The organism is Mesonia mobilis DSM 19841, from assembly GCF_000423405.1.
In the GTDB taxonomy this organism is placed as follows: domain Bacteria; phylum Bacteroidota; class Bacteroidia; order Flavobacteriales; family Flavobacteriaceae; genus Mesonia; species Mesonia mobilis.
The window spans coordinates 59,624-72,734 of the sequence record NZ_KE384013.1 but is presented as its reverse complement, the minus strand read 5'-3'; the positions used below and the strand labels follow the sequence as shown (position 1 = coordinate 72,734).

Here is a 13,111-nt window from a genome sequence, read left to right as displayed (position 1 = left end):
GTGAAAACTTAATTCATATATTTGCAAACTTTTAGAAATTTTATGAGGTATCTAACGGCAGTTATAATGATGGTTCTACTACACAACACCTTACAAGCGCAAACCTACGAAGTAGGAGTTATGCTTGGTGGCGCCAATTATATTGGTGATGTAGGGAATACTACTTATATCTCTCCTAACGAATTAGCCATTGGCGGTATCGTAAAATGGAACCGTAGCGAAAGACATTCATTTAGAGCCAGTTTACTTTATACTCGCTTAAGCGCAGACGATGCAGACTCTGATGAAGCAAGAAGAAATCAACGTGGGTACAAATTCGACAACTCGCTATTAGAAGGCTCATTAGGCTTAGAATTCACATTTAAAGAATGGAGCCTCCATAATTTTGAACCCCAATTTACCCCTTATTTATATACAGGAATCACAGGTTTTCTAAGTCACGATTTAGCTTTAGCAGGTAATAATGAACTTACAGAACGAAGAAGAAATATAGATTTCGCCATTCCTATGGTTTTTGGTCTTAAATGGTCGATAGCCACCAAATTTGTATTAGGTCTTGAAGTAGGCGCACGATACACTTTTACAGACAATCTCGACGGAAGTACTCCTGAAGAGTTTGATGGCGGAGAAAATTTACCTTCCTTTGGCAATCCAAACACAAACGACTGGTATATGTTTACAGGAATAACCTTAACCTATACCTTTGGAAGAAAACCTTGTTATTGTAGTTTTTAAATGAATTTAAAAGAACAAATAAATAGAGCCAAATTACCAAAACACGTTGCCGTGATTATGGATGGTAATGGTAGATGGGCAAAAAGACAAGGCTTTTTAAGAGTAAAAGGTCACGAAACCGGCACTAAAGCCGTAAGAGAAACCGTAGAGATTTGCGCAGAAATAGGTATTGAAAATTTAACCCTTTTCGCCTTTTCTACAGAAAACTGGAACCGACCTAAATTAGAAGTTAAAACTTTAATGAATCTTTTAGTTTCTTCCTTAAAAAAAGAAATTAAAACCTTAATGGATAATAACATTAAGCTTAATGCCATTGGTCGTATAGAAAACTTACCTAACAAAGCCAGAAAAGAATTAGATGAAGTAATTCAAAAAACTTCTGGTAATAAATTAATGACGCTAACCTTAGCATTAAGCTATGGTTCAAGAGAAGAAATGGTAAGTACCATAAAATCTATTGCAACAAAGGTAAAAGATGGCAGTCTTGATATAGAAAGCATTAACGACGATACGGTAAATCAACATTTATATACCCACAATTTACCAGACGTCGATTTATTAATAAGAACCAGCGGTGAAGAAAGAATAAGTAATTTCTTATTATGGCAAATTGCTTATGCAGAATTATACTTTACCCCAACACTTTGGCCAGATTTTAGACGAGAAAATTTATTAGAGGCCGTATTGAATTATCAAAACAGAGAGAGAAGATTTGGAAAAACGAGTGAGCAACTTAGTTAATGTAATGATGAACAAACAACTATTTTTAATCTTAATATGCACCATTACATTTGGTTTTAAAGCTATAGCCCAAAATGATGTTCCTATCGCAAACAGTAAAGAATATACGATTGCTGAAATTAAAGTAACAGGAACTTCAAATTATAATGAACAAACTGTAATTGCCTTTACCGGTCTACGCGAGGGAGATAAGATCTACATTCCTGGCGACAGAATGAGTAACGTCATCAAAAAATTATGGGATCTTGGCCTTTTTAGCGACATCAACTTCTACATTACTAAAATTGAAGACGATCAAGCTTACTTAGAACTTGAAATACAAGAAGTACCCGAACTTCGCGAAGTCACCATTAATGGACTTAAAAAGAAAAAACGTCGTGAAGAAATTATTAAAGACAATAAACTTAAACCAGGCACTAAAGTAACTGAAAACCTTATTGCCAATACCCGTGCTAACTTAAGAGAAGAGTACAAAAGTGACGGATATTTAAATGCTTCTGTAGATATTAGAACCAGAGAAGTACAAGACACCACTGCTTCAGAAAGCTCTAAAGTAGATATGATTTTAAATATCGAGCGTGGTGAAAAAGTAAAAATCTCTTCAATTAATATTGAAGGAAACAATGTCTTTTCTGATGCTAAAGTGAGAAGACAAATGAAAACCAAGCGTAAAAATTTCTTACGCTTCTGGAAAAGATCAAAATTTATCGCTGAAGATTATAAGAACGATAAAGAAAAGATCATTAACAAATACAAAGAAAAAGGTTATCGTGATGCCAGAATCACTTCAGATTCGATCATTAAGAAAGGTGATAAAGATATCGTTATTAACCTTCAGCTAGAAGAAGGTGATCGTTATTACTTCGGAAATATTGAATTTTTAGGGAATAGCGTATATTCAGATCAGCAGTTAAAACAAGTATTAGGTATTTCTAAAGGAGATGTTTATAACGGAGTATTATTGAAAAAGAAAATCGCAGACAACGAAAAACCAGATGCTAACGACTTAACCAACCTTTACCAAAACAACGGATATTTATTCTCTCAGATCAATCCGGTAGAAACTCGTGTTTACAACGACACCATCGACTTCGAAATTAGAATTGTTGAAGGTAAAGAAGCCTATTTTAACGATATCGTAGTTAATGGTAACGACAAGACTAACGATCACGTTATTTACAGAAACTTAAGAACGCGTCCCGGTCAAAAATACAGCAAAGAAGATGTTGTAAGAACCGTGAGAGAATTAGGTCAGTTAGGCTTTTTCGATGCAGAACAACTTTCACCAGAATTTAAAAATGTAAACCCTAACGACGGTACATTAGACTTAGAATATAACGTAGTTGAAAGTGGCGCCAGCCAGATCGAGCTTCAAGGGGGTTACGGTGGTGGTGGCTTTGTGGGAACGTTAGGTTTATCCTTCAACAACTTCTCATTAAAAGGTATTTTCGATAAAGACGCTTACAAACCTTTACCAATGGGTGACGGCCAGACTTTATCGCTAAGACTACAAGCTTCTACGTTTTATAGAACGTTTAGCTTTTCATTTTCTGAACCTTGGTTAGGAGGTAAAAAGCCAATTCGTTTAACGACCTCTTTATCGCATACCGTACAGTATTTTTATGATGCTTACGCTCGTGAAGCCGATAGAGACAGAAGGTTTTTGATTACTGGAGGTTCTGTTGGTTTAGCAAAACGTTTGAGCGTTCCTGATGACTATTTCACATTATCTACAGCTTTAAGTTTCCAACATTATAATTTAAAGAACTACAACATTGGTTTATTTAATTTCCCTGATGGTCACGCAAACAATTTTGCGCTTACTTTAGGCTTAAGTCGTGATAACACCTTTACCAATCCAATTTACCCATTAGGAGGATCTAAATTTAGTATTACTGCTAAATTCACTCCACCTTATTCTTTATGGAATGGTATAGATTACGGAGATTTAGCTAATCAAACTGCTTACCAAGACGAAGACGGTAATCCAGATTTAGCAAAGATCGACCAGCAACGTTTTAACTGGTTAGAATATTATAAGATTAAATTTAATGGAGATTGGTACAATCAAATCGTAGATAAGTTCGTTCTTAGAACAAACGTAGAATATGGTTTCTTAGGAGCGTATAACAATGATAGAGGAATCCCACCTTTCGAGCGTTTTTATCTTGGTGGTGATGGTCTTGGTGGTTACAGCTTAGATGGTCGTGAGACGATTAGATTAAGAGGTTACCCTAACCAATCCTTAGTACCTATTGACAGAAATTATACAGCGACTACTGGAGTTACCAGAAACGACGGAGCGACGATCTACAATAAATATAGCTTAGAATTGAGATATCCTATAACCTTAAAACCTTCCGCATCTATTTATGCGTTAACTTTCGCAGAAGGTGGTGCTTCTTACGATGGTTTTAAAGATTTTAATCCATTTCAATTAAACAGATCTGCAGGATTTGGGGTTCGTATCTTTATGCCGGCCTTCGGATTGCTAGGGATTGACTTTGGTTATGGTTTCGATCCGATCCCGGGAACAAACACCGGCCCTAACGGATGGGAAACGCACTTTATTATCGGACAACAATTCTAGTTTTTTGATTTGGCACGATATTTTCTATAAACAAAAAACATTATGAGAAATAGATTTTTAACCTTATGCTTACTGCTACTTATTCCGGTATTTACTTTTGCCCAAAGGGGAATTAAAGTTGCTTATATCGATATGGAATATATTTTAGAAAATGTTCCTGAATATAAAGAAGCAAGCAATCAGTTAGAAGCAAGAACTCAAAAATGGCGAGCAGAAATTCAATCTAAAATGCAAAAGGTTGAAGATATGAAGCAGAATTTAGAAAATGAACGAGCGCTATTAACCAAAGAGCTTATTGTTGAAAGAGAAGAAGAAATTGAATATGAAGAGAAAGTAATTTTAGACTATCAGCAGGAAAAATTTGGACCTCAAGGCCAATTTATTGTTCAGAAAAGACAATTAATTCAGCCTATACAAGACCAAGTTTTTAATGCAGTACAAGAAATAGGTGAAAAAAGACAATACGATTTCATCTTTGAAAACTCTGCAGACGCATTACTTTTATTTTCAGCAAAAAGACACGATATTAGCGACCAAGTTTTAAATATCATTCAGCGTTCATCTAGAAAATTAGATCTAGAAAACCGAAGAGAAGAAAAAGAAGCCAATGCTGAAGAACCTTATAAATCTGTAGAACAAGCTGCAGAAGATAAAGAAGAGAAAGAGGAGCGCGAAGCCGCAAGACAAGCGCAAGAAGATGAGCGAGAAAGAATACTTAATGAAAGACAACGCCAAAGAGACTCTATTCGAGATGCTAGACAAAGAGAGTTTGAAGCCAGAAGAGCCAAACTTTTAGCCGATCGAGATCGCAAAAGAGATTCTTTACAACGTATAAGAGAACAACAACAGCAAAACAGCAATAATAGCAGCACTCCACCGGGAGCTCCTGCTAATAATGAAGAAGAAGAATAAATAATCAATTACAATAATCTAATTACCTTAATTTAAACAAAAATGAAACAGTTTAGAACATTATTAATAGCATTATCATTTGTTTTTGGAGCCGTTGCCCTAAGTAACGCACAAGATTCTAAAGTTGCGCACATTAATACGCAAGAATTAATTGAAACGATGCCGGCTTACAAATCTGCAATGTCTCAGTTAGAAAAATTAGAAAGTACTTACAGAGCAGACATAGACGATTTATACAAAGAAGCTCAAAGTAAAAACCAAAGATACCAGCAAGAAGCTGTTAACCAAACTGAAGAAGAAAATGCTAAAAGAGCACAAGAACTTCAACAAGATCAGCAAAAAATTGTTCAGTTTCAGCAAAACGCTCAAAAAGAACTTCAGAAGAAAGAAAGCGAATTGTTAAGACCAGTTTACGAAAAAGCTCGTACTTCTATTCAGAAAGTAGCTAGAGAAAAAGGTTACGACTATGTTTTAGATTCTACTACCGGAGCTGGTGGAGTGATCTTAGCAGATGGTTACGATTTAATGGCAGATGTAAAGAAAGACTTAGGAATCTAATTTCAAGCTAAAAAGCTAAATATCTAAAGCACTTTCATTAATTTTGAAAGTGCTTTTTTATTTATTATGACTCAAGTTTCTTCTCAACCCATTGGTATTTTTGATTCCGGAATCGGCGGAACTTCTATCTTTAAAGAAATTCACCAATTACTACCTCACGAAGACATTATCTATTTAGCCGATAGTAAAAATGCACCTTACGGTTACAAATCGAAAGAAGAAATAATTGCGCTTTCAAAAAAGAACACAGAACTACTTTTAGCGCAAGGTTGTAAGATTATAGTTGTTGCGTGTAATACTGCAACTGTAAACGCTATAGACGTGCTAAGATCGACTTACAACGTACCTTTTATTGGTATTGAACCTGCCATTAAACCTGCAGCACTAAACTCAAAGAATAAAGCCGTTGGCATTTTAGCCACCAAAGGAACTTTATCTAGCGAGTTATTTCATAAAACCTCAGAGCTTTTCGCTAAAAATATTGAAGTGATCGAAGTCATCGGCGCCGGATTGGTGGAAGCTATCGAACAAGGAAACATCGGCCAGCCTTCTACAAAACAACTATTATCACAATTACTACAACCAATGCTTAACAAAAATATAGATTACTTGGTATTGGGTTGTAGTCATTATCCCTATTTAATTCCCTTACTACACGAGTTATTACCAAAAGATGTAGTTATTATCGATTCTGGTGAAGCTGTTGCGCGACAAACAAAGAATGTATTGCAACAATTATCACTGTTAGAAAAAGAGCAAAAAAAAGCTTCCATTCGTTTTTACACCAATAGAAGCGAAGAAATATTGAAAAACTTTGTTCCGGAATTTCCGGTTAAGTATTTAGACTTTTAATAATTAATTGCTGGACAGTTACATTCGTAAGGCTCTTTGTTCTCCCCGAAGTTATATCCTAAAGTAATTTGATGGAATCCTGAGTTAGACAACACAATAGAGTTGGCTTGGTAAGTATACGTGTAAGCAAACATAAAGTTACCGTAATTAATACCTACAAACGGAGAAACATATTGTAATTTTTGATTATCTACAGAAGATGCACCATCGGTAGTATATTCTGCACCATCAAAACTTCTACGGTAAGACAAACCTCCCCATAAACGTCCAAAATCAAAATCTCTGTAAGCTTTAAAGTTCACATCGATAGCAGCTTCTGAAGTTTCTTCCTTCAACTGAAATAAAACAGAAGGCTCAAAAGACCATTCTGTACTATAAGGATCGATAATATACCCTGCAGAAAGTAAGTACTGTCTTTGGTTATCAGTTTCGAATTCTTGAGAAAAAATATCCCTTTGCTGCGGAATTAAGTTTTTTACCGTAAAATGCGTATAAAACTCAAATAAGTAATAAGACATCCCAAAATCTACATTAAAAAAAGCATCTCTTTGTTGTGCTCCAGAAATATTAGGATCATTAGGGTTTGTACCTCCAATTAAATCACTTTCGTCTAAACGCTCTTGTAGAACTCCAACACTCAATCCAAAAGATAATTGATTAAGGTCTATACGGTTTCTAGAAAGTAATAAGTGATAAGCCATTGTAGCATAAACACCTTGTTGTGAAAATCTACCGTTAGAATCGTTATACAAGATCGCTCCTAAACCAACATTTTCACCTACTTTACCGTTTAAACTAGCCGTTTCTAAAGCGGGAGCATCATCTACATCAAACCACTGTCTACGTCCTGTTAAACGTAATTTAGTTTGTGTTGCAGCACCAGCCATTGATGGATGTACTAAATATAAGTTATCTGTTAAATAATCAGAATAAACTGGAATCCCTCTTTCTTGCGCACGTAATCCTGCGGTTAAAAAAAGACATACAAGTATTAATAAGGGGTTAAGTTTTTTCATGGGTACTTAAGGGTTATTTCATCACTAAAATAAACTTTAATATAAGCTTTGCAAAATTTGTTGTAAAAATGTTAAACAGATAAAGACTTAAAACATTAATCTTTTTCAACATTAATCCCGGTTAACAATAGATAATTAGGGTTTTTAACAAATTATGCTAGCAAATATTGGGCGTAAATATATTGATTTCATTGTATTTCTTTTAGTATTTTTGTCAAAAATTTATGTTATGAATAAATATTCTATCGAAATAAAACCTACCAATAATGAATCAATTCAGAAATTTGAAGCGAATTCATTTTTAATTCAAGGCGAAGGATACGAATTTAAAAATATTGAGGAGGCTAAAAATTCTCCAATTGCACAACAACTTTTTCACTTACCTTTTGTTAAAACGGTTTATATCGCACAAAATTTTGTAGCGATAGAAAAATATAACATTGTAGAATGGAATGATGTTGAAAAAGAAGTAGCCGAACAAGTTGAAAATTATTTAAATTCAGGCAAAGAAGTTGTAAAAACTCCAGAAACTAAAAAAAATGTACCGGTTACAGTGTATGCTGAAAGTACACCGAACCCAAAAGTGATGAAGTTTGTTGCCAATAAAAAATTGGTTATCAATACGACAGAATTCAAGAATATTGATGAAGCTAAAAATTCACCATTAGCTCAAAAGCTATTTCACTTTCCTTTTGTAAAAGAAATATTTTTTGATGAAAATTATGTTTCGATCACTAAATACGATATTTCTGAATGGGAAGAAGTCGTAATGGAGCTAAGAGAATTTATTCGCAACTACATTCAAGAAGGTAATGAAGTGATCACTGAAAGTACGATTTCAGATAAATCTTCAGAACCACAAACCTCATCTGCCGTAAATACTGAAAATTTAGACGATACTTCGAAACAGATCATCGCTATTTTAGATGAATACATTAAGCCTGCGGTAGCAAGTGACGGCGGTAATATTATGTTTAATTCTTACGATCCGGAAACTAAAAATGTAAGCGTTGTTTTACAAGGAGCTTGTAGCGGCTGCCCGTCTTCAACCATTACACTAAAAAACGGAATCGAAACCATGCTAAAAGATATGCTACACGGTAAAGTAAATACCGTACACGCCATTAATGGTTAGTATGTAAGATTTTAATTCAATAAAAAAGGAGCATCAAATTGATGCTCCTTTTTTTATCTCTAAACTTTTTCGAATTAGAACTCACGTTTAGCGTCTTCGTAATATTCTTTAAATAATTGTAGAAGACTCATCGTAGATGTCACTAAATCTTTTGTTTCTAATAGAAGACCAAAGTATAGTTTAGTGTTCTTAGGACTCGTTTCTGAAGTTCTAATACGCTCAATCTGCTTCTGAATTAATCCTGAAACTTTATCTAATAAGGTTTGCTTATCATTTAAAATCTGATCAATTCTAGAGAATGAGTGATTATCAAAAGTTTCAATAATCTCATCAAACAACACTTGCATTTCTCTATCTACACTCTTTAAGTCTCGAATCTGGTTGAATTTTAAATTCTTATGGTTATTGTTCACGTGTCTATAACTTGAACGTGTAATTTGACCAATAGACTGCACCATATCCTGAAGAATATCTAAGAACAAAATATAGAACTTACTCGCCCCAACCGAATTATCTTCTAACGACTTGATAAAGTAGAATACGTTATCTTTTAACTCATCGACCTCATCTTCAAGATCATTCAGTTTCTTAGTATCTTTTCTCAATTTACTAAGATCATGATACCCTAAATGATCTACAGTCTTGCTGTAACGCTTATTAATCCCGCTAATTACGCTAGAAATATTTTGTGAAGTTTCAATCGTAATTTCATTAATGGTAATGATATCGTGACGATTAAAACGTTTTTTACTTTTTTCTTCTTTTACTTTCTTAGAATGAAGCACTGCACTTCTAACGATTAGAACAATCGCTAAAATTACCAATATCGCTAAAGCAATCGTACCACCATACCAAATGATAGCGGCAAAAATCGCAGCTGCTAAAAAGGCAACACCGGCAGTTACAAACCAACCTCCTACAACGTTCACTACACCTGCTACTCGATAAACCGCACTTTCACGATCCCAAGCACGATCGGCTAACGAAGTACCCATCGCTACCATGAACGTTACATAAGTAGTTGAAAGAGGAAGTTTTAAGTTGGTACCAATAGAAATTAAAATACCGGCAACTACTAAATTTACAGAAGCTCTTACAGTATCAAAAGCCGGAGCATCAACTCTACGATCTGCTAGAGCTGAATTCGGCTTTTCGAACTTTGCTTCAATTTTATTTTTTACACGCCCAGGTAAAATACTGGTTACCGCATTACTTGCCACAACAGAATATCTTACTAACACACGTGCTAAGGTATTTGGCTCAAAACGTTCAGCACCATCGCCTTGTCGAGAAAGATTTACACCGGTATCTACAACCGCTCTTGCTTTACTAGATAACCAAAGTGTTAACACCATTACCCCACCGGCGATAATTAAAAGAAATTCCGGAGTTTGTACACTTCCTGCCAAACCACTCATTGCAAATTCTGAAGGCAACACTCCAGAAGTTTCGTAAGCGGTTTGCCACAATCCAAAAGATTGCCACGCCGCAATTGGAACTCCAATAAAGTTCACCAAGTCGTTACCTGCAAAGGCTAACGCTAAAGCAAATGTTCCCACAATAATAATAGCTTTTAAAATATTCGTTTTAAAAACACTCATTAACAATTGTGAGATCAACGACCAGAACACAAAACTTATTAATATGATGAGCCAAGTATGCTCATTTACAAATTCTTTTACGTCTGAAGATAAAAAGGTAATACTCTTCATCCCTTTAATGAAGATGAAATAAGTAATCGCTGCAAAAGAAACTCCGCCAAAAATAGCACCAAAATACTTCAGTTTCTTTTCATATTGAAAGGTAAATACTAATCGAGAAACATATTGTACAAATGCACCAATACTAAAGGCAACTACCACCGAAAGTAAGATACCTAAAACAATTTCTGTTGCTTTAGCGGTGTTTATATAATCAGAAAGTAACGCTAACGATTCTCCTTCAGAATAAAGTTTTATTACTGCAATACTCACTGCCGCACCCAACAATTCAAAAACAATAGAAACGGTTGTAGAAGTAGGTAAACCAAGCGAGTTGAAGAAATCGAGCAGTAAGACATCGGTAATCATGACGGCCATAAAAATGATCATGATCTCATCAAAGTAAAACTGGCTCGGCATAAAAATACCTTTTCTTGCCACCTCCATAAGACCACTAGAAAAAATGGCTCCAACAGCAACTCCCACACTAGCAACAATCATAATTGTGCGAAGAGAAACGGCTTTCGATCCAATAGCAGAATTTAAGAAGTTAACCGCGTCGTTACTTACTCCTACTACTAAATCTGTAATGGCGAGGCCAAAAAGAACCACCAACATTACAATATAAATATTCTCCATAAATATTCTTTTTTACAATCTGCAAAAGTGTTTTAATAATTTGAGATTTTCATGCTTCTATTGTTACCAAAACATTAAATTGTACATCTTCAAATTATTCTTTTTACCTTGTATTTTTTACGTTTTCAGACGCCAATATTACAGATTTATGAGACAATTAGAAAATCTACTTGCAAAAGAAACAAGTCCTTATTTATTACAACATGCAAATAACCCCGTTTTTTGGCAATCTTGGAACGATTCTATCTTAAAGTTTGCTAAAGATAACAATAAACTTTTACTCATTAGCATTGGCTATTCTGCTTGCCATTGGTGCCACGTGATGGAACACGAATGTTTTGAAGATGAAGAAGTCGCGCAAGTGATGAATGAAAACTTCATTAGCATTAAAGTAGATCGAGAAGAACGTCCCGATGTCGATCAAATTTATATGAGTGCGCTGCAAATTATGACCGGGCAAGGTGGCTGGCCATTAAATATTGTGGCTTTACCAGACGGCAGACCGGTTTGGGGCGTTACGTATCTTCCAAAGAAAAAATGGATGGGATCGCTGCACCAGTTAACAGATTTGTATAAAAAAGCTCCGGAGCATATGGAAGATTATGCTCAAAAATTAAGCTTAGGAATGGAGCAGCTCAATAACCTTGTGAGTAGCGAAAGTGAAGGACAAGTATTTTCTTCAACTTTTTTAGAGGAAACTATTACCTCTTGGCAATCGAAGTTCGATCTTAAAAACGGAGGTTTTCGTGGAGCTCCAAAATTTATGATGCCTAATAATCTTTCGTTTTTATTGCGCTATGGTTTTCAGCATCAACAAAAAGAAATTTTAGATTTTGTTGAATTCTCTCTAGAAAAAATGGCTCAAGGCGGAATTTACGACACACTCGGCGGAGGCTTTTCGCGATACAGTGTCGATGAACGCTGGCACATTCCGCATTTCGAGAAAATGCTTTATGATAATGCGCAACTCATCGAATTATATAGCGATGCTTATGTGGTCTTTAAAAACGAAAATTTCAAAAAAGTTGTTGAAGAAAGTTTAGAGTTTATTCAACGAGAGCTTACTGCGCAACAAGGTTATTTTTTTGCCGCTTTAGACGCCGATAGTTTAAACGAAGAAAACCTTAAAAAAGAAGGTGCTTTTTACACTTGGAAGAAAGACGAGCTACAAAAATTTCTTCAAGATGATTTTGAAATTTTTGCTGAATATTTCAATATTAACGCTTACGGATATTGGGAAGAAGGCGATTATGTATTGATTAATACCAAAACTCCCGAAGAAATTGCCGCTCAATTTTCTATAACTGAAGAGAAGCTTCAACAAAAGATCAACTATTGCAAACAACTTTTATTCAATAAAAGGAAAGAGCGTAAACGACCCGGTTTAGATGATAAAGGTTTAACCTCGTGGAATGCAATGATGATTAAAGCTTACACAAAAGCCTATCAAATCTTTCAAAGAAAAGAATATTTAACCATTGCTGAAAAGGCTATCAATTTTATCACTGAAAACTTACTAGAAGAACTTCAGCTCTACAGAAATTTTAAAAACAAAAAAAGCATCAACGCTAATCTTGAAGATTATGCTTTTTTAATTGAAGCTTTACTAAAACTGTATCAAACTACTTTTAAAACTGCACATCTAAAACTCGCTAAAAATTTAACTGAACAGGTTTTTACAGATTTTTACGATGAAAAAAGTGGTTTCTTTTTTTATACTTCAACCCAAGTAAAACTTATTCAGCGTAGTATAGAAACGCAAGATAATGTGATCCCGGCTTCAAATTCTGTGATGGCGCATAATCTTTTTAAACTTTCAAAATTCTATTTAAAACACGAATGGCAAGAAGTTGCTGAAATGATGCTGAAGAAAATTTTACCGCAAATAAACGATTATCCTTCAGGTTACAGTAATTGGTTATCGTTGCAGCTCAATTTTACCCATCAATTTTATGAATTGGTGTTTTCGAAAGAAAGCGCTTCTTCCCAAGAAAAAATTCAGCAATACTATTTACCTCAGCTTATTTATGCTGTTGCAGATGATGAAATTCCGCTAACTCACGGTAAAGAAAATAAAAATGAACTTTACTATTTATGCAAAGAAGGCGCTTGTGAGCTTCCGCAAAAAACTATAGAAAACGTTATAGATCGTCTAAATTCCTAAGTTTAACAAAAATTAAACGATGGGTTAGGTGATTTTTATTTTAACTTTAAATCTTCATTTTAAAAACCA

General features: G+C 34.7%; 10 protein-coding genes. 8 read left to right on the top strand and 2 right to left on the bottom strand.

The features are described from left to right. Nucleotides 1–66: 66 nt before the first annotated feature. The 6 genes from porG (at nucleotide 67) to murI (ending at nucleotide 6,388) form a co-directional block, all read left to right on the top strand. Entirely contained in the window at nucleotides 67–735 is a 669-nt protein-coding gene (porG, locus tag G551_RS0112725; protein ID WP_229797276.1) for a type IX secretion system protein PorG, read from the top strand. Further along, nucleotides 736–1,476 (top strand): isoprenyl transferase, encoded by a 741-nt coding sequence (locus tag G551_RS0112720; RefSeq protein ID WP_027885913.1) that lies wholly within the window; start codon nucleotides 736–738, stop codon nucleotides 1,474–1,476. It abuts the gene before it with no gap. A 7-nt stretch (nucleotides 1,477–1,483) separates the two neighbouring features. After that, on the top strand, nucleotides 1,484–4,066 hold the full coding sequence (bamA, locus tag G551_RS0112715; RefSeq protein ID WP_084626415.1) for an outer membrane protein assembly factor BamA: 2,583 nt from the start codon (nucleotides 1,484–1,486) through the stop codon (nucleotides 4,064–4,066). 42 nt (nucleotides 4,067–4,108) lie between these two features. After that, nucleotides 4,109–4,978, top strand: a complete 870-nt coding sequence (locus tag G551_RS0112710) for an OmpH family outer membrane protein (RefSeq protein WP_027885911.1) — start codon at nucleotides 4,109–4,111, stop codon at nucleotides 4,976–4,978. 42 nt (nucleotides 4,979–5,020) lie between these two features. Beyond that, entirely contained in the window at nucleotides 5,021–5,536 is a 516-nt protein-coding gene (locus G551_RS0112705) for an OmpH family outer membrane protein (RefSeq protein WP_027885910.1), read from the top strand. Between the two features lie 66 nt (nucleotides 5,537–5,602). Further along, nucleotides 5,603–6,388: a glutamate racemase gene (gene murI, locus G551_RS0112700; RefSeq protein WP_036243936.1), complete on the top strand. Its 786-nt coding sequence runs from the start codon at nucleotides 5,603–5,605 to the stop codon at nucleotides 6,386–6,388. Here murI and G551_RS0112695 read toward each other — a convergent pair. Then, complete coding sequence (locus tag G551_RS0112695) at nucleotides 6,385–7,404, bottom strand: PorP/SprF family type IX secretion system membrane protein (RefSeq protein ID WP_027885908.1); 1,020 nt, start codon at nucleotides 7,402–7,404, stop codon at nucleotides 6,385–6,387. The two genes, murI and G551_RS0112695, sit on opposite strands and share 4 nt — an antisense overlap. Nucleotides 7,405–7,633: 229 nt before the next feature. Between G551_RS0112695 and G551_RS0112690 the strand changes: the two genes are divergently transcribed. Then, complete coding sequence (locus G551_RS0112690; protein ID WP_027885907.1) at nucleotides 7,634–8,539, top strand: NifU family protein; 906 nt, start codon at nucleotides 7,634–7,636, stop codon at nucleotides 8,537–8,539. A 74-nt stretch (nucleotides 8,540–8,613) separates the two neighbouring features. Here G551_RS0112690 and G551_RS0112685 read toward each other — a convergent pair whose 3' ends face one another. After that, nucleotides 8,614–10,878 (bottom strand): inorganic phosphate transporter, encoded by a 2,265-nt coding sequence (locus G551_RS0112685; protein ID WP_027885906.1) that lies wholly within the window; start codon nucleotides 10,876–10,878, stop codon nucleotides 8,614–8,616. A gap of 148 nt (nucleotides 10,879–11,026) precedes the next feature. Between G551_RS0112685 and G551_RS0112680 the strand changes: the two genes are divergently transcribed. Further along, on the top strand, nucleotides 11,027–13,042 hold the full coding sequence (locus G551_RS0112680) for a thioredoxin domain-containing protein (RefSeq protein WP_027885905.1): 2,016 nt from the start codon (nucleotides 11,027–11,029) through the stop codon (nucleotides 13,040–13,042). The last annotated feature ends 69 nt before the right edge of the window (nucleotides 13,043–13,111 follow it).